Origin of the sequence: Leptolyngbya sp. FACHB-671, assembly GCF_014695745.1 — a bacterium.
Taxonomy (GTDB): domain Bacteria; phylum Cyanobacteriota; class Cyanobacteriia; order Elainellales; family Elainellaceae; genus JAAUTN01.
This window is the reverse complement of record NZ_JACJOV010000163.1, coordinates 39,272-60,718: the sequence shown is the minus strand read 5'-3', so window position 1 is coordinate 60,718 and position 21,447 is coordinate 39,272. Positions and strand designations below refer to the sequence as shown.

General features: G+C 47.8%; 18 protein-coding genes and 1 pseudogene. 11 read left to right on the top strand and 8 right to left on the bottom strand.

Annotation, left to right across the window (positions count from 1 at the left end):
• Positions 1–226: 226 nt before the first annotated feature.
• From H6F93_RS30665 to H6F93_RS30645, 5 genes and pseudogenes are all read left to right on the top strand, one after another.
• Positions 227–460: a hypothetical protein gene (locus H6F93_RS30665; protein WP_190689433.1), complete on the top strand. Its 234-nt coding sequence runs from the start codon at positions 227–229 to the stop codon at positions 458–460.
• Positions 461–1,013: 553 nt separating this feature from the next.
• A pseudogene (locus H6F93_RS30660) lies at positions 1,014–1,136 on the top strand (IS5/IS1182 family transposase); the annotation flags it as partial.
• Positions 1,137–1,500: 364 nt separating this feature from the next.
• Positions 1,501–1,854: a peptidoglycan-binding domain-containing protein gene (locus H6F93_RS30655; protein ID WP_190689430.1), complete on the top strand. Its 354-nt coding sequence runs from the start codon at positions 1,501–1,503 to the stop codon at positions 1,852–1,854.
• 25 nt (positions 1,855–1,879) lie between these two features.
• Positions 1,880–2,755: a hypothetical protein gene (locus tag H6F93_RS30650; RefSeq protein ID WP_190689427.1), complete on the top strand. Its 876-nt coding sequence runs from the start codon at positions 1,880–1,882 to the stop codon at positions 2,753–2,755.
• 82 nt (positions 2,756–2,837) lie between these two features.
• Positions 2,838–3,227 (top strand): hypothetical protein, encoded by a 390-nt coding sequence (locus H6F93_RS30645; RefSeq protein ID WP_190689422.1) that lies wholly within the window; start codon positions 2,838–2,840, stop codon positions 3,225–3,227.
• A gap of 154 nt (positions 3,228–3,381) precedes the next feature.
• Here the strand turns inward: H6F93_RS30645 and H6F93_RS30640 are convergent, their stop codons facing one another.
• On the bottom strand, positions 3,382–4,614 hold the full coding sequence (locus tag H6F93_RS30640) for a chloride channel protein (RefSeq protein WP_190689419.1): 1,233 nt from the start codon (positions 4,612–4,614) through the stop codon (positions 3,382–3,384).
• 518 nt (positions 4,615–5,132) lie between these two features.
• Here H6F93_RS30640 and hisG point away from each other — a divergent pair.
• The 5 genes from hisG (at position 5,133) to H6F93_RS30615 (ending at position 9,353) form a co-directional block, all read left to right on the top strand.
• On the top strand, positions 5,133–5,777 hold the full coding sequence (hisG, locus tag H6F93_RS30635; RefSeq protein ID WP_190689416.1) for an ATP phosphoribosyltransferase: 645 nt from the start codon (positions 5,133–5,135) through the stop codon (positions 5,775–5,777).
• Between the two features lie 142 nt (positions 5,778–5,919).
• Positions 5,920–7,806, top strand: coding sequence for an ABC transporter ATP-binding protein (locus H6F93_RS30630; RefSeq protein WP_190689412.1), 1,887 nt, complete (start codon positions 5,920–5,922; stop codon positions 7,804–7,806).
• A 94-nt stretch (positions 7,807–7,900) separates the two neighbouring features.
• Positions 7,901–8,248 carry a hypothetical protein gene (locus H6F93_RS30625; RefSeq protein WP_190689409.1) on the top strand — a complete coding sequence of 116 codons (348 nt, stop codon included), beginning with the start codon at positions 7,901–7,903 and terminating at the stop codon, positions 8,246–8,248.
• Positions 8,249–8,528: 280 nt separating this feature from the next.
• Entirely contained in the window at positions 8,529–8,909 is a 381-nt protein-coding gene (locus tag H6F93_RS30620; RefSeq protein ID WP_190689406.1) for a cupin domain-containing protein, read from the top strand.
• A 45-nt stretch (positions 8,910–8,954) separates the two neighbouring features.
• A complete protein-coding gene (locus H6F93_RS30615) occupies positions 8,955–9,353 on the top strand; it encodes a hypothetical protein (RefSeq protein WP_190689404.1) in 399 nt (132 codons plus the stop codon).
• On the opposite strand, the gene glgX is transcribed toward H6F93_RS30615, so the two are convergent.
• From glgX to H6F93_RS30585, 6 genes are all read right to left on the bottom strand, one after another.
• A complete protein-coding gene (gene glgX / locus H6F93_RS30610; protein ID WP_190689401.1) occupies positions 9,350–11,356 on the bottom strand; it encodes a glycogen debranching enzyme GlgX in 2,007 nt (668 codons plus the stop codon). The two genes, H6F93_RS30615 and glgX, sit on opposite strands and share 4 nt — an antisense overlap.
• An 11-nt stretch (positions 11,357–11,367) precedes the next feature.
• Positions 11,368–12,462: a VOC family protein gene (locus H6F93_RS30605; RefSeq protein ID WP_190689397.1), complete on the bottom strand. Its 1,095-nt coding sequence runs from the start codon at positions 12,460–12,462 to the stop codon at positions 11,368–11,370.
• 165 nt (positions 12,463–12,627) lie between these two features.
• Entirely contained in the window at positions 12,628–14,205 is a 1,578-nt protein-coding gene (locus H6F93_RS30600) for a GMC oxidoreductase (protein WP_190689395.1), read from the bottom strand.
• Positions 14,206–14,330: 125 nt separating this feature from the next.
• Entirely contained in the window at positions 14,331–15,155 is an 825-nt protein-coding gene (locus H6F93_RS30595) for an MIP/aquaporin family protein (protein ID WP_347277383.1), read from the bottom strand.
• A 1-nt stretch (position 15,156) separates the two neighbouring features.
• On the bottom strand, positions 15,157–17,814 hold the full coding sequence (locus H6F93_RS30590) for an MGH1-like glycoside hydrolase domain-containing protein (RefSeq protein ID WP_190689392.1): 2,658 nt from the start codon (positions 17,812–17,814) through the stop codon (positions 15,157–15,159).
• A gap of 2 nt (positions 17,815–17,816) precedes the next feature.
• Positions 17,817–18,671, bottom strand: coding sequence for a glucose 1-dehydrogenase (locus tag H6F93_RS30585; protein WP_242043709.1), 855 nt, complete (start codon positions 18,669–18,671; stop codon positions 17,817–17,819).
• Between the two features lie 474 nt (positions 18,672–19,145).
• Here H6F93_RS30585 and H6F93_RS30580 point away from each other — a divergent pair, with 474 nt between their 5' ends.
• Entirely contained in the window at positions 19,146–19,628 is a 483-nt protein-coding gene (locus H6F93_RS30580; RefSeq protein ID WP_190646584.1) for a DUF2721 domain-containing protein, read from the top strand.
• Here the strand turns inward: H6F93_RS30580 and H6F93_RS30575 are convergent.
• On the bottom strand, positions 19,604–21,034 hold the full coding sequence (locus tag H6F93_RS30575) for a glycoside hydrolase 100 family protein (protein WP_242043708.1): 1,431 nt from the start codon (positions 21,032–21,034) through the stop codon (positions 19,604–19,606). The genes H6F93_RS30580 and H6F93_RS30575 overlap by 25 nt on opposite strands.
• Positions 21,035–21,447: the final 413 nt, after the last annotated feature.

The following is a 21,447-nucleotide window of genomic DNA, read 5'->3' as shown; positions in this document are numbered from 1 at the left end:
AGTCTGCAATCTACAGTAACCGAACCTACCAAGGGCTTTATGAGACAACCGCCAAGCGATCGCTCTGCCATGGTTTCACCACAAACATTGCGTTCATTCTAGCGATCTCAGATCAAACGAATACTGAACGTAAACCAAACTTGCAGCACTCACAAACCTTCCTCAGACTGAACTTCAGACTTCTGATCTCTAGGATTGAGACATTCTCTTCAAGGTAGTAACCATCATGAACCCTTTCAAAATTACGCCCGCATTTCAGCAAGTCTTCTTCACAGTCGTCTGCTTCACGCTTCTCTCTGGTGGAGCCTCCATCTGGTTATCTACCAAAGATAACTTGTCACCTCAGCAAACCCGCGTATTTGAAAACTGCAACACCACCTGGAACATGGGTATCGGCGCGATTTTTGGATTACTCGGCAGCAAAGCAACTGATTTATTTCAGGCTGAAGAGGACGAGTAAGGGTGAGGGGCGATCGCCCCTCACAAAAAGCAATCGCTCCAACCAAGCGGTAAACTAACAGCCGCATGTTCAAGCACAGCATAGGTAAAGGGCGATCGAGTACTAATCGAGTAGTTCAAAACATTTGCTGAGCACTCTTAGACATTCGCCGAACACTCTTAAGTACTACTTGAGTAACCCAAAGCATTCACGGAGTAAGTTCGAACACTCGTTGAACAGTCTTAAGTACTAGTCGAGTAGTTCAAAACACTCGTTGAACCGTCTCAAACATTAGTCGAGCACTCTCAAATACTAGTCAAATAGTTCAAAACACTCGCGGAGTAGGTTCAAACACTAGTCGAGTAGGTTCTAAGCTTGCTTCAGTAATCTTAGAGATTCGTGGAGTAGTTCAAAAGACTACTCGGGTAAGTTTGAACACAGTAGATTAACTTTCCAATATTCTAAAAATTCTAATCACATTTCTCTTGTCTAAATTTTGGCATGAACGGGAAGGAGTGTGATTAGGTTGGAAGGGCGATCGCGGTGGTGAAATCGTTGCTGTAGGAACTCCTGAAACTGTGGCTTCAAAACCTTTCGCATCTTTGCAAGACGTTATCGCAACCGCAGAAAACAGTTTGGCTTGCGCGTGAACCTGGTTGCTGCCTTACTCAACGATGAATTGGCATATACCTCTTGATTCATGCAGGAGCCGTTTGTCTCCACAAATTATTTGCGACACAACCCCCACGGCTGTTGCATCTTCCGCTTGCTCTCCCATGTAGCTTTTTTACATCAAATGCCTCAAAAGCTTACGTTTCTGTTGCTAAAGTGCTGAGAAATAATCATAAAAATTGCCCCTGAACCTTAAAACCGTCCTGCTACAGGTGCAAATCAAAAACCCCCCAATAGGTAGAATTTCCTTCGATAAATGTGTAGTAAGATACACCGTAGTCCTAAAGTCGTGTGACCTAAGGACGTGTGAAGTTTTATGAGTGGCGGTAGTGAGGTCTAACTGCTGTCTCTTCACACTCAAAAGAGCAACCTTGAAGAAGGAGAACGACATGCTAAATTCAGCTTTGATCGGTCTTTCTGCTTGTAGTCTATTGCTTGTAGCTAGTTTATCTGTCCGAGCAGAAGCCCCACAGGTTGAGCCACAGTTGCTCATGCAAGCGGGTCATCCCTTAAGCAACTACGCTGCAACAGATGCAGCACCTGTGCTACGGCGTGGTGAAACAGGACAGCCTGTTGCTGATGTCCAGCGCTTCCTGAAACAGACTGGACTTTATAATGGAGCTATTGACGGCATCTTTGGTAGTGAAACAGATGCAGCTGTTGAGCAGTTTCAAAAGCAGGCAAACCTTCCAGCAGATGGAATTGTCGGCTTTCAGACCTGGAAAGCAATGATTAATTTGTAGTTTCGCTCTGCGAGACAAGAAAAAATTGCTGACGCGTAGTAACGATATTTTGCCACAACAAGTATACACAGCCAACCCGCTGCACCAGACTCAAGTCCCAGAGCAATACTGGGGTCGAGAGCGTATGTGCAGAGTGAGAAAGCGCACCGAGCGCATTGTAGATCCATCGCGACAGAGGTGTCACCCGCGATCGCGCCGCTATCGTCGAACTGCCACAACAGCGCGCTTTAAAAGGATTAGAGCACTAATTGGTGCAGCGACTCTGGTGATACTGGCAGTTGCTTACAAGCTAACTTTTCAAGACGTGACACCCCACGTTCAAAGTGACAGCAGCCATTCTGTTTCCTCGGTTCCAATTCCTGACCTCAGAGCAGAAGCTCATGAACTGTTTGCCCATGCTGATAGTGTTGGAGCGATCGCCATAGGTGTCGCTGAAGGAACTCGAACCATAGAGGGTGAGCAAACTGAAAGTTGGAGCAGCCATATTGATTCAGGCAATGGAGTAATCAATCAAGGCACCTTTGCCTGGCAGATGGAAGCAGCATCACCAGAGGCAGCCGACCAAGCCGCAATTCACCACATCCAGAACGAAGTCATTCCTCACATTCTTCAAGATGCTCAACGAGAAGGCATAACGTTAGAGCCTGAAATCCTGGTACAAGCAGTCGATCTATGGAACCAGGCACCCCAAGCCGGAGCTGACTTTGTAGAAAACTTCAAGCAATGTCAGCGAGGCAGTCAGCTAGAGGAGGCACTGTTATGCGCTCGGATTTACTCCTACCATGACCCTGTGACTGGAGAACTCGAAGCGCCTGGATTTGACAACGACATCGCGTGGCTAGAGCAGGATCAAAGACGGCGACTTAACACGATTCAGCAGGTATTACGCTTCAACCAGTAAAATGGACAACTTATGGAGGGTAGCCGAGTTTTACATCAAAGGCACCGTATCCTCTATGGAACTGCTTTCAGTAGAAACTTGAATGTCTAAACTAGGTCGAAATGCAGCGATCGCAATCTTAGTAGTCATGGGTGTGATTACAGCTTCTCCAGCCATTACTGCATTAAATCCAACTGGAATTACATCTTTGTACAATGTTACTTTTGAAGATGATGCCACCTTGCTGCTAGTCAGGCATCGTCAGGTCATGCTGGGGGTACTCGGTGCTGCCTTAGTTTACGGAGCATTCCTCCATCATTTGCGAATGATGGTTATTACTGCTGCTGTAGTCAGCAAACTTGCTTTCATTGGACTATGTATCACTACACCAGAGTTAACGCAGGGAATTCAACGGATCATTTACTTTGATGCAGTGTCGATAGTTCTCTTGCTCATTGCTGGTGTTATCTTTTGGCGAAACCCTTCAGTGTGAGACAAATTTCTAACTATCTGCGCGGCTAAGTACTCACCTCAATCCTACGGTGCTGCGTGAATTGAAAACTATTGTCCATGTGATCTCTTCTTGTGAATGACTCTATAAGTGATAGAACTGTTTAGCAGTTAAGTTGACAGTATTAACAGAACCCTTAATCGGCTTCTTTGATAGGCTCATTTGCTTTGAGCTGAGATGCGATAAAAGGAATGCGAGGAGCCAGGAAAAAACCAACCATGCTAGCAAAGAGAATTGGCGTGAGCGTGCTGAAGCCTGTCAACTTTGAGAGCAGTAGCGTCGTACTGATTGGAGTACGAGTGACTGTTACATTGAGAGACGCCATGAGACAAATCATGGCTAGAGCGGCGTTAGATTCAGGATAAACAAGAGCGATCGCCTTTCCTAAACAAGCTCCCGTGAAAAATAGGGGAATAATAATTCCGCCCCGCCAGCCTCCGGTGACTGTAATGCAAATCGCCAGTATTTTGGCTGCTGCTAATTGTAAAAGAAATGTCGTGGTAAAGGTTCCTTCGACAATTTCTTCGAGTTGGTATTCACCAAAATAGCGAGTTAACGGAAACCCCATTGCTAGGATGCCAAGCCCTAACCCTGCCAGAGTAGTGCGTAAGTAGATAGGCCCACGCAGTCTCTCAAACAAGTACTCACATTTGCGAAACACAATGATAAAGAACCAGCCTACGACTGCTCCCACAATTCCATACAGCATTGCTTGAGCAAAATCGTCGATGTTGTCAATGTTGTATTGAGGAAAGTGCCAGATTGGACCGATGCCAAGCTGAGTGATGGCTGCAAAGATTGTATAGCTGGCACAACTGGCAACGATTGCAGGCAAAATTGCTTCGTAATACTCGACAACATGATGATGATGCAGGATTTCTAAGGCAAAAAACGTTCCGCCCAAGGGCGCACCAAATAAGACCGTGAAGCCAGATGCCATACCCGCAATACTGAGGCTTCTAAGTGCCTCTCCCTTAAGCTGAAAGCGATCGGCGAGCCATGTCCCAACCGAACCTGTCACTTGCACCATCGGTGATTCTGGCCCTGCGCTTCCGCCGCTGGCAATGCTGATCAGGGAGGATAAAATCATGGAAGGATTTTCGCGGGTTGCCAGTCGTCCTTTGTTCAGGTGAATGTTGTCAATGATGAGTCCAATTTCACCTGGGTTTCCTAATCGAGCAATCACCAAGCCAATCAGCAAGCCCGCTAATGGCATTACAAACAATAGAGACAGCCCATTGATTGGGGCAAAGAATTGAATCATTCCCGACAAGATAATCCAATAGATAGAGGCAAATAAGCCGCAAATGATGCCAAGGCTTGCCCATAATAATACTGATCGAGTGAAAACCAGCGGATTTTGTTTCATCACCTATTTTTGGTTTATGTTGCTAAACCTACAAAACTAATCAATAGGATACTGTCAACTTAACCAGAAAAGGCTATACAGAAACGCAAGGAAGCCCAGAACTACGGCAGGCGATCGCACAAACTTATCAAACAATTGGAATTGAAACATGCGATCGCTTCTTGGCGAAGCATGCCGACTTTTTCAATTGGGCAGCACCCAAGGGAAAATCGACCGCCTTTCCAAGTTTGAAGCGAGCAGAGGATGTGGAAGAGTTTTGCGTTGATTTAGTTAATCAGCAAAGAGTTCTACTTTTACCCAGTCCCTATTTTGATTATGGGAGGCAAAACTTTCGGATTGGATTAGGACGTAGAAATTTGCCAGAGTGCATTGAGAAATTAGATGATTACTTGGCGACAAACTAACTTGATGCAAGTCTGCGGATAAAAGCGATCGCCAAAAATGGTAGAGGGGATTTGCTTGATGATACGCTCTATCAAGATGGCTCTTGCCCAAACCCTAATTCCTATTTTGGTTCTATGTTGACTATTGCAATGCCCAAAGGTGGGCTGTTGGGAGACAGCGTTCGGTTGTTGAAAGAAGTGGGATTGGATTTTAGCATTCTGCTAGATTCTTCCAATCGCCAGCTAGAGGTCTGGGATGCCAGCCACACGGCTAAAGCGCTGCTAGTACGAAACTATGACGTACCCGTCTATGTGGAATATGGTCAGGCGCAGTTGGGAATTGTAGGCTATGACATTTTGCGTGAAAAGCAGCCTCAAGTGGCCCATCTGGCAGATTTAAGATTTGGGCTGTGCCGGATGTCGGTTGCGGTAAATGCTGCCAGTTCCTATCGTTCGGCGTTGGATCTGCCGCCCCACAGTCGGGTCGCGTCTAAGTTTGTCCGCTGTGCCTACGAATATTTTCAAAGCCTGGACTTGCCCGTAGAAATTGTGCCACTTTATGGCTCGGTCGAGCTGGGTCCAATTACCGGAATGTCAGAGGCGATCGTTGATTTGGTTGCAACTGGGCGAACGCTGAAGGAGAATAACCTGACTGAAATCGATCGCCTATTTGACAGTACAGCCCGTCTGATTGCCCATCCCCTCAGCTATCGGCTCAATCAGGATGGCTTACAGGAGCGAATCGAGCAGATTAGAGCTGCCACGCTGGCTCCAGCTTAGCCAGTCTGAGAAGAAGCGCGCGTCCCTGTAAGGGCGTAGATTTTGGCTGAGTCAGTAGAACGCCAGTATCAAATAAAAAGTCTCCTGCGTTACAGTTGGGATGCGTGGCTTTGAGCAACGCGGTTGACGTTCAGGGGTTGGCATGACCAGCACAACAACAGAGGCTCGGGGCAGACGAATTCAAGAAACAGACTGGCGGCTATTGCTGCGGCTAGTTCCCTATGCGTTGCAAAATAAGCGGCTGTTGGCGCTCGCCCTCACCTTCCTCGTACCACTTTCCTTAGCAGAAGCCGTTCAGCCCATTCTGGTGGGGCAGGCGATTTCTCTGCTGCGCGAAGAACCTGTGACCTGGTTTCTAGAAGGGCGATCGCTCTCTCAGGGACTTAACATTCTGGTCGTTTTGCTGATGCTGACGATCGCCGTTCGGTTAACGTTAGACGGCGTGCAGGGCTACCTGATCCAGAAGGTGGGACAGCGGATCACAGCAGCGATTCGAGATGACTTGTTTTATCACGTCACCTCCCTTGCAGCCCGATTTTTTGACCGCACCCCCGTAGGTCGCCTGATTACACGCCTCACCAGTGACGTAGATGCGCTAGGAGATGTGTTTTCGACTGGGGCGGTCGGCATCATCAGCGATCTGTTCTCGATGCTGGTGATCAGCGTCATCATGTTTACCTTGCAGTGGCAGCTTGCTCTGATGCTGGTGTTGATGCTGATCCCAGTGACAGGTTTGATGATTTTCTTTCAGCATCAGTTTCGTGTTGCCAATTACAAAGCGCGAGAAGAACTATCTGCGCTCAACTCTACCCTGCAAGAAAACATTGTCGGCATTGGGGTGGTTCAGCTTTTTCGGCGAGAGCAGTTTAACTCCGAACTGTTTCGCACCGTCAACCAACGCTACATCACCGAAGTTGACAAAACTATTTTCTATGACTCTGCCGTCTCAGCCACACTAGAGTGGATTGCGCTGGTGGCGATCGGGGGAGTGCTCTGGCTGGGCAGCTTACTCGTCCTGCAAGACAACCTATCTCTGGGCGCTCTAGCAACCTTCATCTTGTTTGCCCAACGCCTATTTAACCCGCTGCGTCAGTTTGCCGAACGGTTTACCGCTATCCAGGCAGGCTTCACTGCCCTAGAGCGAGTTAGCGACATCCTCAACGAACCGATCGAAATTCGTGATCCCGAAACCCCTACCCTTTCCACTGACTCATCCCCTCGCTCCCCTCGCACCAAAATCGCTCCCGAAGACCTTTCCCTTCGTCCCTCATCCCTGATCCTTCCTCCTTCTTCGACCGTTCCTGGCGAAATCTGCTTTAACCACGTTTGGTTTGGCTACAAGCCAGATGAATATGTCTTGCGAGACTTAGACTTCGTCATTCGTCCTGGTGAAAAAGTAGCGCTGGTCGGACCAACAGGAGCAGGAAAAAGCTCAATCATTCGCCTGCTTTGCCGTCTCTATGAAATCAATCGAGGACAAATTTTACTCGACAATGTTGATGTGCGAGACATGCCTCAGGGAGAGTTGCGTCGCCGCATGGCTGTGATTTTGCAGGATGGTTTTCTATTTGCGGGTGATGTTAAGGGCAACATTGCTTTGGGAGAAACCTACTCGATCAAGCAAATCAAAGCCGCAGCGGAGCAGACTAACGTCGCCAGCTTCATCGAGCAACTACCTGAGGGGTACGATACGTTGCTGCGGGAGCGGGGTACAAACCTGTCGGGCGGACAAAAGCAGCTTTTAGCATTTGCGCGGGCGGCAATCCGTAATCCTCCCATCCTGGTGTTAGACGAAGCGACAGCTAACCTGGATGTAGGGACAGAAGCGATGATTCAGCAGGCTTTAGATAAACTGTTGATTGGGCGAACTGCAATCATTATTGCTCACCGCCTCTCAACGATTCGCAAGGTCGATCGCATCTTAGTTCTGAAGCAAGGGCGACTGGTGGAATCGGGCAGCCATGAAGAATTGCTGGAACAAGGCGGACTCTATGCCAGCCTGTATCGCCTGCAAATGTTGGAGACTTAGGTTCTCTTTAAGAGTTAGCTTTTCGCGCTTTGCGCGAAAAGCTAACTCTAGGCACACTCCAGAAGACGTTGGAATTGGGGATGAGGAGGCTTAAATGAATTTACAAATAGAAGGCGATCGCCTCAAAATAAACCTAACCTTTCTAGAAAAACTGTTAGCGCTACAGTTTAACTACGCCTTTGAGATTCCTCTTGCTCACATCGAGCAAGTTTCAACCGAGAAACCCTCTTCTCGGTTGCAGTATAGAATGCCTGGAACTGCAATTCCTGGTTTATTTGCGGCAGGCACCTATTACAGCGATCGCGGCAGAGAGTTTTGGTATGTGACGGGCGATCGCCACTACCTCGTCCTCGATCTCAAAGATGAGTTTTACCAAAGGGTCGTTCTATCCTTAGATCAAAACGAAACTTGGGCAGAACGCTTAGCTGGAACACGGGTTTGAGCCATCTCGATTGTCCAAAGGTTACTAATGAAACAATGTTTTAGGGTATTCAGTGAAATAATCGTCCTATACCAAATCTGTCTGTAGAGTAGCGGCATCGGTAGGGGCGGAGCATTCGGTCACAGTCCCTACCACTAAAGCACAATTCTTTTGCCGAATGCTTCGCCCGTACACCAAATATTGCTTCTTTACGAAACGGATTCCGTATTGTAGAAATATCTGGGAAAACCAGCACTATGTTGGTGAATCTGCCCCATTCCTAGCAAGGTAGAGAGCAAAGATGAGTATCACTAGAATATTCAACAGTTCTCAGTTTCTTCAACCAGCAGATGGGGAACCGATCCGCTCAGTGATCACAGAATCTCAGGATGCGGTTGTGGTTGCCTGGTACGTTAAACCAGGACAGGAAATTTCTCCACACCTTCATCCTAACGGGCAGGATACCTGGACTATTTTAGAGGGAAGCGGCAAATATTATCTGGACAAGGCGGGAACGATGAAGGCGATCGCCGCTGGAGATGTTGTTGTTGCTCCAGTGGGCTGCGTACATGGTGTGTTCAACGATGGAGATGAACCACTCGTTTTTATCTCTGTGGTGTCGCCGGGAGATGCAGGATATCAACCGATTTCGATAGAAACGGCTGTCACGCTACATTTTTGAACACTCATTTGCCAGATTGGGAAGCTAGAAAAGTGCTGAAGAGATATGAAAGGGCTAATTCAGTATTTCTATAAGATCAAGTTAAATAAAGCTATTCTTTGGTGCTACTTGATTTGGTATGTTGCCATTGTTTATTTCTACTTTGATCCCTCACCTAAGATCTGGATTAACGCAATTGGCATCAGCGCTGTGATTGGAACGGCTCTATTGTTAAGCGTCTCATCTGGAAAGCCGAGTCATGGTAAATGGGATTACTGGCAAACGTTCAGGCTCTATCTGATGCCGTTTTGCGTTTCAAGTTTTTCAGCGTTAATTAAAGATCAAGGATTTATCATTATCTTCTCGTCAAGAATAGGAGAAAACCTAGTTGCGGCACTGTGCTGTGGGTTATTTCTGCTGGTCGTGTCAGCAATCAAACTGATCAAACATAAAGTTATCTTCTAATTCTTAACCGCTAACCAGGCTCGCAAAGTTTCTGCGACTGTCCAGGCTTGGGCAATGCAGCCTTTCGCAGTCATGGGAGCATCACCATCAAAAATTTCGCTGAGGTTTCCTAGTCCGTGTGTGGTAAGGTGATTTGCCATCGGTTCTAGGAGCTTTTGCGCCTGTGTAGGATTGTTGTAGACTCGCAGATGTGCCAGGGCAAAGGCACCGAGTAGCCAACCCCAAACGGTTCCCTGATGGTAAATGTGATCGCGTTCGGCTCCATTCCCAACGTAGCGTCCTGCATAGTCAGGATGATCAGGAGAGAGCGATCGCAACCCATGAGAAGTGAGCAGCTTTTGCCCACAGACATCCACCACTCGCTGCTGCTGAAATGGTGTGAGTGGGCTTTGAGGTAACGATACGGCAAAGATTTGATTCGGTCGCAGAGAGTCATCATCTCCATCGGGCGTATCAATTACGTCGTAACAATAACCCTTTGCTTCATTCCAAAAACGAGAGAATTGGGCTAGGGTGCGATCGGCGATCGCCTCATACTCCTGATGGGGTTTACCAATCTGTCGCGCAAACTTTGCCATAGTACGAAGAGCATTATACCAGAGCGCGTTGATCTCAATCGGTTTGCCAATCCGAGGGGTAATCACCTGATCGCCAACTTTGGCATCCATCCAGGTTAACTGCACGCCTGCTGTTCCGGCATAGAGCAAGCCATCTACCGCATCCAGGTGAATGTTGTAACGAGTGCCGCGACAGTGCCAGTCGATTACGTCTGCCAACACAGGAAACAGGTCGCGCAACAAGTCATCGTCTTCCGTTGCACCATAGTATTGGCGAATGGCTTCAAAGTACCAGAGCGTCGCGTCAACCGCGTTGTATTCGGGGGTTTCTCCGGCATCAGGAAAGCGATTAGGCAACATTCCCTGATCGACATACTGGGCAAAGGTGTGAAGAATCGACCGGGCGATTGCTGGGCGACCTGTAGACAACGTCAGTCCCGGTAAACTAATCATCGTGTCGCGTCCCCAGTCTCCAAACCAGTGATAGCCAGCAATAATAGTTTTGCCCACAGGATCATTGGGTGAAGGGCGAGAGTGCTCTGCATACGCTTGGCGATCAACAATAAACTGATCGGCAGCTAACACCAGTCGATGAATCCAGGCTGGAGTTTTCTCCGCGTGAATCGGACGGCTAATTTCAAACAGTTGAATTAACTTTTGCTCATGAGCTGTTCTTAATTTAACAGCGCTCTCACCCTCCAAACTGGGTTCGGACTCAGTGCTGGCAACGATTGTGACGGATGCCCCTAGATCGAGAGTGACAGCAAAGGTTGCAGCATGGAGATGGTCTTCTCGATCGCTTAATCCGCGATCGCGTTCTGCCGCTAGATCAAAGTTGTAATACCATTCATGAGCCGGAGTGACGCTGGCGGAATTGCTGAGTAAATAAACTGGAGCTGCACCCGGAAAAGCAGTGATTTGGATGCCTTGGGCGATCGCCGCAACGCCCATTTGCCAGCTATTGCCTTGAGTACTGCCATGATAATCACGGTAGTTAACAAATGCTTGTAGGGTCAGTTGTAGCGGTTGCGTGGCGCGGTTCAGCGTGTATTGCACATAGGTGGTATTGCTTCCGGGCTGCATCCAGACTCGCTTTTCAAGTTGGACATCGCTAAAGGCAAACTGCCAAACGGGAGTCGTCCCATCTAGAAAAAATCGCTCGATGTGATAATATCCCACCGGACTGACCGCACCGCCTACCCAACGATTCGTAAAAAGCGAATAAGACTGTTCGTTGTAGTAAACAGTCTCATCCAGTTTGGTGACGAGTAGGGTGCGTCCTAATGGCGGATTCAATGCCGCCATGAGTAAGCCATGATAGCGACGGGTCAACAGTCCTGCGACTGTACCAGAGGCATATCCGCCAATACCGTTGGTGACTAGCCATTCTCGCGATTCGGCTGTTGGCAGCGTACCGCAAATTTCTCGCCCAAATTCAATATTCATGTGTAAAAGTCTTATTGCTCCACAATTCGGATCAAGTGACCATCAGGATCGCGCACTAAAAAGCCTTCGCGAAATCCTAGCTGATCATCCGGCAACCGAATTACACTTGATGAGACGAAATCATAGCCACCTGATCGCACTCGCTGTGCCGTTGCATCTACATCTTCAACTACCAATGTAGTTTGCCAGCCTATCAGGTCATTTGCCTGAGCATCCTTCGGTAGCGATCGCCCATCAGAAGGCGTGAGATATTCCAAAAATTCAACGCCCATGCCCAAAGGTGCCCGCAGTCCAGTGATTTGCAAATGTGCCCCAAATACTTGATTGAGATGGGCTTGTTCCATGCCGTAGTTCTCACTTTCGCCTGCAACTGTTAGTCCTAGCAGATCACGGTAGAATGCGAGACTGGCTGATGTGTTGGAGATGGCGATCGCCGTATGGTCAATTCCTAAAAACAACTCATTACCAGATTCTTGCCAGCGAGGATTGCCCTTGCCCTCTGGATAGTAAATAATTTCTAAATTGTGTCCTTCTGGATCGCGAAAATAAAACGCCTCAATCCCTGCGGCGGCGGGAATGTAATCGGGTAGCCGTTGTGGAGCAGTAGAAACGTGCTGAATGTTGTGTTGTCGCAGATGTTGATATGCTTCATTCATATCGCTCACGACAATCGCAATATGTTGAAACCAATGGTCGTTGCTGCGCGAGTCGGTTGGAATCGGTCGCCCCTCAGGGGTGAGATAGTCCGTCAGTTCAATTACCTCATCGCCTAGCTGTAACTGCACCACTCGCATTCGTACCCCAAATATACCTTGCAGTTGTTCATACTCACTGCCCCATACTTCCACATCTGAAATTTTGCGAAAGGGTAAGACTTCGGTGTAAAACTCCAGGATGCTCTCCATGTCTGATACTGTCATTCCTACACTGGCTACCGCTTGAACCGTTGACTCTGCGACAGTCGCTTGAGTGAGGACAATGGGTACTGATGGAGTTTGACGGGGCTGATTTTGGGAAATGGCGCGATTGGGAGCGGTTAGGGCTATCGCCCCTGCCACCCCAAAAGAGAGAACAGCTCGTTTAAGTATCTTGGCTGATCTTGTCATTATCCCAGTGATTGAAGGAACACAACTACCTAAGGTGAGCTCGGAAGGAGTTCTCTACGAGAATGTTTTCAAAGGCTAACGTGTAACCCAAGAGATTGTAGGGGCGTAGCATTCGGGCAAAGTTTCTTGGTCTGTTCCAAGGTCTATCTACCGAATGCTACGCCCTTACGGGGAACTTATGCGATCTTTTAAGTGATCCGCGACTCGCAGCGCATTCGCGATAATTGTCAATGTGGGATTCACACCAGAATTTGAGGGAAAGAAACTGCCATCTACCACATAGAGATTGTATACATCATGGGTGCGACAGTTAAGGTCAAGCACTGAGGTGGTTGGATCTTCGCCTAAACGACAGGTACCGCACTGATGCCCTACCGCTTGTAAGGGAATGCTATTGCGCGGATAAATGCCCATTGGAATGATAAAGGGCTGCATCGAGTGATCATTGGTTTCCAACACTTTGATCCAGCGCTGCACCAGGCGATCGTGCGCTTTTGTATTGTTGGGTTTGTACTCTAAACAGACCTTGTCACCCATTACCCGAACCCGATTGTCTGAATCAGGTAAATCTTCGGACTGTAGCCACCAACCCGTTGAATGGCTGGCAATTTGTTCAAGCCCGAAGCCTGGAACCAGTTTAACAAGCGGTGTTAATACAGCAGGTGTTTCAGCCGGAATCATGTCTCCCAGCACATTGCCCGTATTTTGGACTTGCCCCATTGGATAAGGAAAATCTGGTTCGCCCCAGTAGAAGTCGTTAATGGCGATCGTCTTTTGATAGACGGCTGGGTTTGGCTTGGAACTAAGCGCCAGAATTGCCGTTGCCAAATGCTTCATAAAGTTGCGTCCTACCTGATCTGAGCGATTTGCCAAACCATTGGGATGCCGATCATTGGCAGAACGCAACAGTAAAAGCGCAGAGTTAATTGCGCCACAGGAAACTACGACTATATCACTGGTGAAAAGCTGTGATTTTCCCTCAATTTCTGCTTCTACACCAGTCACTTCTCGTCCCGACGCACTGGTGTGCAGTTGCACCACTTTGGCTTGGGTTACTAGAGTGACATTGCTGTGCTGTTGAGCCGGGCGCACTGCATTCACATCAGCATCGGCTTTAGCGTGAACTAGGCAGGGAAAGCCATCACAGGTATTGCAGCGAATGCAGGGACTAAAGTCTGGATTTGTTTCATCCAGCTTGATTCCTAATGGCAAATGAAAGGGATGCAAGCCCTGATGCCGAAAACCATCGTTGATATCTTGCATCCTAGGCTCATGGCTCACGGGGGGATGGGGATAGCCCTCACTCATGGGTGGTTCAATCGGGTCTTCACCCTGCAACCCATGTACGTTGTAGAGTTTTTCTGCTTCCGTGTAATAGGACTCGAAGTCCTGATATTTTAAGGGCCAGGCAGAGGAAACCCCCTCATGGTGAGTGACTGTATCAAAGTCTCGTTCTCGCATTCGCAGGAGTGCCGCACCGTAAACCTTGGTGTTACCGCCAACCCAATACCCTACACCTGGACGAAAGGATTTGCCCTCAAGGTTGTACCACTTTTCATCAGTGTGGTATCGCTCTTTTTGATAAACCTCTTTGGCACTCCAGTTAGCTTTTTCGCGCGGTAAGAAGCTCCCACGCTCCAAAATCAAAATCTTCTTTCCGGTAGGGGCAAGCTGATGGACGAGTGTGCCGCCTCCTGCACCTGTACCGATAATGATGAGGTCGTAGTGAGTGTTGGGGATCATAGAAGCTACTTTTAGAGATGAGGAATTAAAAGATGTAGGTTGGGTTAAGGAACAAGACTCAACGTGTAGAATTTCGCTAATGTGTGGATTCTGTGGATGTTGGGTTATGCTTTGGTTCACCCAACCTACGGTTTGGGGAGTGAGAGGCGATCGCTCAAGTCAACCTCACCCTCCTGGTTGTAGTTGCAGCGAAAAATACAGCGTTTGTGGGTATGGTGATTGAGTTTGGCGCACTTGACGGCCCGTTGCCCAAACACAGACAGATATAATTCACTAGCAGAAAACATGCCAATTAATGGAGCAAAAATATAGAGCGGAAATGCTGTCCAAACCTGGGCAGGAAAAGCAGAGGCAAAACTACGGGCGGGGTTCATGCCAAACCCGGAGAGTGGGGCTTCTAGAAAGACGTAGAGCATTACCAAGCATCCTGCAAAGATGCCTGTATAGCGACTGAGTTTTTTGTGGTTGCTGGTGAGTAAGACTGTGAGCATCATAATGAAGGCAATCACAAATTCACCTAGCAGGGCGGCAATCCAGCCCATTGCTCCGGGTATGGTGACGATGTAGTTGATGGGCGGTTGCGTAAATCCATTTCTGAAGGCCAAGGCGACCAGGCAAACCCCCAGCAATCCACCCAAGCATTGAAATAGAACGTAGAAGGCAGTATCCTGTCGTTTTACTTTGCCCAGTCGGTAAAAGGTGAGTGTGACGGCGGGGTTCATGTGTGCGCCAGATTGTTTACCCCAGGGAGAATAAACTAGGGCGATCGCTGTCATTCCCATTGCCACACCGATCAGGAATCGACGCAAATCAGCATTGGCGATCGCTTGATGAATCGGTGAGTTGAGATGCTCAAAGATGACTGTAAACACTCCCGCAGAAATCATAAACAGCCCTAGCAGTGCCGCTTCCATTAAGTATTCGGGCCAATGCTGTTTAAGTGTGTTCACTTTAACCTCCTTGTGCCCGGTGTTCAGCATTCTGCAGGATCATAGCAGCCACTAATCCTGTCCATCCAGTTTGGTGACTGGCTCCTAACCCTGAACCGTTGTCTCCGTGAAAATATTCGTGAAACAGAATGTAATTGCGCCAATGCGGATCGGATTGAAAAGTCTCCAAGCCACCATAGAGCGGACGTTGACCCGACTCATTTTGCTCAAACAGGGCAACTAAACGGTGAGAAAGGGCGATCGCCACTTCCCGTAGCGTCATTTTCCGCCCTGAACCTGTTGGGCACTCCACCTTAAACTGGTCACCAAAATAGCTGTGAAACTGCCAGAGCGCTTCAATAATTAGATAATTGACTGGAAACCAGATTGGGCCGCGCCAGTTGGAGTTGCCGCCAAATAAACCAGTTGTTGATTCAGCCGGTTCATAGTGGACATAGTAGCTCTCACCAGGACATTCCAGCACATAGGGATGTTCCTGATGATATTTAGAAATCGCCCGAATGCCGTGAGGACTGAAAAACTCATCTTCATCTAACATTCGCTGCAAAATTCGTCGTAGTTTAGCACCGTACACGATCGACAATAGTCTTCTAGCTCCTGTACCAGGAGTTTCCATGCAGGCAACGTTGTTTTTCAGGTCTGGGCGATTCTGAATGAACCACTGCATCCGCTTTTTGAAACCTGGAAATTGCTCTAATGTTTCTAACTCTAGAACCGTCACAGCATAGAGGGGAATTAATCCCACCATCGATCGCACCTTGAGCGGCAACTGTTGTCCATGCGGCAATTGCAGCGCGTCGTAGTAGAACCCATCCTCGTCATTCCACAAGGCAATATTGGCATCTCCAATGCCATCGATCGCGTCAGCAATATAGAGAAAGTGTTCAAAGAATTTGCTGGCAATGTCTTCGTAAGAATTATCTTCCTTTGCCAGTTCCAGGGCGATCGCCAGCATATTCAAGCAATACATTCCCATCCAACTGGTGCCGTCTGCCTGGTTGAGATAGCCGCCTGTAGGCAGTTCTTTGCTGCGATCGAATACTCCAATGTTATCCAGCCCTAAGAAGCCACCCTGAAAGACATTTTTGCCTGCTACGTCTTTGCGATTAACCCACCAGGTGAAGTTGAGCAGCAGCTTGTGAAAGACTCGCTGGAGGAACTGGCGATCTTTGCGTCCATAAAATTTCTGCTCAATCTGATATACCCGCAACGCTGCCCACGCTTGCACAGGCGGATTCACGTCACTAAATGCCCATTCGTAGGCGGGTAACTGACCGTTGGGCTGCATGTACCATTCGCGAGTCAGGCGATCGAGTTGCATCTTGGCAAAATCGGGATCAATCACCACCAGCGGAATTAAGTGAAATGCCAGATCCCAGGCGGCAAACCAGGGATATTCCCATTTGTCGGGCATCGAGAGAATGTCTTCACTGAACAAGTGGCTCCACTCGCGGTTTCGTCCTGCTTTGCGTTCAGGTGGGGGTTGTGGCTGCCCAGAATCGCCATTGAGCCAGTCTTGCACCACATAGTGATAGTACTGTTTGCTCCACAGTAAGCCTGCAAACGCCTGTCGCTGGATATTGCGTTCATCCTCTGACATGGGGAATGGATTAATTCGCCCATAAAACTCATCGGCTTCCTGTTTGCGCGTATCAAAAAGATGGGTGAATTCTGCCCCAAACGGCTCAGCAACCGTCGCGACATCACTCAGACGTAGGCGAATCGTCTTTGTTTCTCCTGGTGCAATTGATAGCTGATAGTGAGCCGCAAACTTGGTGCCGATGCGATCGCTATTCACGGCATCCTGCTGCCCCTGAGCCACATAATCATTGATGCCGTCTTTCACATAAGGTGATTTATTGGGCACCCCAAACAGCCGGTCGTAGTTCGTTTCATTATCCGTAAAAAGCAAATCTGAACCGCTTTCACAGTAAAGCCAGCGAGTTCCCAAAGTTGGATGAGCCGCTTCAACCACAGCAAACTCTTTCTCGTCCACCACTTTGATGAACGGTTTTTCACTCTCTGAATCCCAGTCCCAGGTGTTGCGAAACCAAAGCGTAGGTAGGAGATGTAAGGTGTGGGCTTCTGAGCCGCGATTGGCGATCGCCACCTGAATCAAAATATCTTCAGGTGAGGCTTTAGCATATTCTACAAACACATCAAAGTATCGATTTTCAGCAAAAATCTCAGTATCTAGCAGCTCAAATTCTGGCTCATTTTTGCTTCTATTGCGGTTTCCTTCCACCAGTTGAGCATAGGGAAATGCCTGCTGTGGATACTTATACAGGCACTTCATGTAGGAATGGGTAGGAGTATTGTCGAGGTAAAAGTAATACTCTTTGACATCCTCACCGTGATTTCCTTCACTGCCCGTTAAGCCAAATAGCCGCTCTTTTAAGATGGGATCATTACCATTCCAAAGGGCGATCGCAAAACATAACCGCTGCCGACTGTCTGAGATGCCCGCAATGCCGTCTTCACCCCAGCGATAAGTGCGCGATCGCGACTGTTCATGTGAAAAGTAATCCCAGGCTGAGCCATAGGGACTGTAATCTTCTCGCACAGTTCCCCACTGTCGCTCGCTGAGATAAGGTCCCCAGCGTTTCCAGTAGGCAGTCCGATCTCGATCTTGCTGTAGGCGAACTTCTTCTGGAGTCATGACTACTGCTCCTGGTAGTTCCATAACAACCCACCGTCCACAAAGAAAGTGGTGCCCGTTACATAATCAGATTCTGCTGATGCTAGAAACGTGACAATCGAGGCAACGTCTCCCGGCTTGCCTAATCGCCCCAGCGGAATGTTACTCAGCAGTGCGCCTAATTTTTCTGGATCGTTTAATAGTTTGGTGTTGATGGGTGTCTCGATCGCTCCTGGAGCCACATTGTTAATCGTGATCCCGAAGGGAGCCAGCTCAACCGCAAGGTTGCGAGTGAGCATTTTTAAGCCGCCCTTGCTGGCGCAGTAAGCCGCAAAGTGAGGAAAGGGCAATTCTTCGTGAACCGAGCTAATGTTGATCACTTTGCCCGGTTGCTTTGCCTCCATCACATGTTTGGCGAAAGACTGCGTGGCAAAGAATACGCCCTTCAAATTCACATTCATTACGGCATCGTAATCTGCCTCGGTCACATTCCAAAAGTCTGCATTCTTCTCAATTCCAGCATTGTTGACTAAGATGTCTAACTTACCAAAGTGAGCGATGCTATCTGCGATCATGCGCTGCACATCAGTAACCATACCCGTATCGGCTTGAACGGTGAAGCCATCAACCATATGACATTCACCACCCGCTGCTTTTACCTTTGAAAGGGTTTCCTCTGCCCCTTCAGGATGGGAGCGATAGTTGATCACAACGCTTGCTCCCTCTTGAGCGAGACGAATGGCGATCGCCTGTCCAATTCCTTGGCTGCTACCCGTAACCAGTGCAACTTTGCCTTCCAGTTTCATACTTACTCCAATGATGCTGTTAATTCGATCAAGAATGAACGGATGAGTTAAAACTTTTTGAAATGCTTTCATGAAGCATTAAGCAAAGCTCAAAGAATTTGAATCCTATGATTTGCTTAAATGCAACGTAAGTTAGAGAAGTTAAAGGTTCATTTGTGAAATATTGAATGGCTTACGCCTATTACGAATACTTCAGGAATAGAACGACCCTATCACACTCAAACTTAAATTACATCAAAGTTAACCTAAAAAAATGACATTCATGATACTTTCGTCGTTTCTAGCAGGGTTGCAATCATCTTGCTTGCTGATCGTAATTCTCCCCTGAGCAGCTTACAAAGTTAATCGCTAAATGTCACTTATAGGTGAGACTGTTTCTGATCATTAAAGTCATCAGTTTTGACCTACTCTTAAAGATAGGTTGCCTCCCAACTTTTGGTCAGGTCTAAGTTATAGAATGACGATAACGGTGTTCTTTGGGGTCTTTGACCCCAAGCTCGATTTGGCAAATTCTTCAAGTTTTTAAACAAAAAGTGAACAGTGCTGATGACTGCGGTGGATATTGCTCAAACCATTCAACTAATTATTGCTCCAGTCGTATTAATTACAGCCTGTATGTTGTTTCAAAATGGAGCTTTGGCACGATACGCCAGCGTTGGTCAAGGCATCCGTGCGCTATCCCACGAACGGTTTGAGTTAGTGCGCTCTGAGAAAACCGGGAACACGTTCACCTTAGAACGACTGCAAGCGATCGATCGCCAGCTTCCTATCCTGATTCACCGTCATCGATTGATTCAACGGTCAGCGTTGTTAGCTTACAGTGCAACCACCATTTTTATCTTCACTATGTTTGTGATCGCCCTATCTGTCGTACTGAAAGCAGGAGCAATTGGAACCATCGCATTGATATTGTTTCTGATTGGCACAGGCGTTTTGCTAGTAGGCATATTCCTCATGGGGCTAGAAATTCGGATGTCTCATCGGGCAATTTGCTATGAAGTTTATCAAATCACCTCGTTGGGAAAATGAGTCCCTTTCACAGGCGAACCTTTAATTAGGCAAGCATCTACTTCTAGATCTTCGTTAAAACTAATCAGAGCAAGGTGACTAGGATTTTCTAGCAACGCTTTAGAAGCCAGAAAAGCGGCGATCGTCCAGGTCTGATATTTCCTGGCTTCCTTGCCAATTAGTTTCCCAGTTCTGCCGTCATAGTATTCGGGCCATTGATCAGGCAATAGGCGTTTCTCAGCAATTTCTAATGCTTTATAAGCTAGATCGTCTCTGCCCATCTTTAACATTGCGGCAGTTAGAAACCAGAGTAAAACGGGCCAACTGCCACCGTTGTGATATGACCAGGGAATGTTCTTAGGATCGCAGCCCGTTATGATTTTCCAATCCTGACCTTCTACTGCCGGAAAGCAAATTTTTAGCGGCATGTATCCAATCAAATCTTGCCAGCGTTGTTCAATCAAATTCACGATTGCCTGAGATTGTTGTCCAGTAGCAAGTGAAACAATCACAGACATTAAGTTACCTAGTCCAAAGAAGCGAAAGTCAATTTGCCCTGGGCCAAGATTCCCTGCTAAATAGCCGCTGGTGCCAGAGAGCCATTCAATCAGCCAGGAAGGAATGGTATCTGGGTAAACATTGAATCGATTCACAGCCATATCACCAAATTCTTCACCTTTATAGCGGTAAATCTCGTTTAAGCGCTGAAGGTCAATCCAGTAATATTTCCGTACATGATAGGTGAGATGACTGAGGCGAGTCTCGGCTGCCTCTAGATAAGTCTTGCCTGTAGCGTCTGGTAACAGCAGTTCACGGGCTGTCCGCAAGGCGGCATAAAAGAGTGCCTGAATTTCTAACGGATGCCCATACACCCCCATACGCCGGTCAATCATGAATGATCCGTCGGGCACCAGTAGCGTAGGGAATAGGTCAAATCGAGCTTCCAGACAAAGCTGCAATATCATTTGAATGCCCTGCTGAAAGTCGGCACGGTGAGCCAGGGCTAAATCACCTGTCGCTTTGACATAAGCCCGCAGGAGAATTAACCACCAAAAGCAGGAATCAATCGGGGCAACTCTGGCGATCGCCTGCTCCCCAAAGTCAGCTACCAGATATTCTTTCCCTGCCTGCACTTCCACTTTAAAGCTGGCAGGGTGCAGTCCTTGTCCGGGCTGAAAGCAATCTAGTCGTCGTTCGCGGCTCTGAAGCCCCAACACTGCTACTAAAAAGTTACGAACGATGTCTGGCTTGCCTTGCATGAGGAAAACTAGGGCAGACGAGACAAAATCACGCACAAAGCACTGATCATAATTCAGTGCCTCCGCTTCGGGATCGCGAGCGGCTACTGTGCCAATCGGCTCACCCTGATAATAAAGAATGGCGGCTTCAAGTGCTGTTTGAGCCTCATCAATCATCTGTCTGTACATTGCGTGCAGTTTGTCCCACCTTGCTTTCCACTCACTCAAACTTGACGGGTGTGCCTGATGTCAAAATGCGATCGCCTTCTCTCAAATCGGCGTGAAATTAAAGAAAACATCCTTACCTCTATACAAACTCAGGAGCCTTCAAATGGATGGTCATGGCGTATGTGACCTTATCCTATCAAGCCTTCATGATGCGGGTTGTAGTTGTCAACGGAAAACCAACATTTATCCAACATTTATCCAACGTGTATCCAACATTTACACCTGTTGGGGTTGTGCATGGCTCAATCCAAGCTATTTAAGCCTGCTTAACACTACTAACTTTCAAACTTAGCAACTCCAAACTTAGCGTTGACTTTGACCAGGGTAAGCAGTATGAATTTCGTAAGGGCATGGCAATGCCATGCCCTTACAGA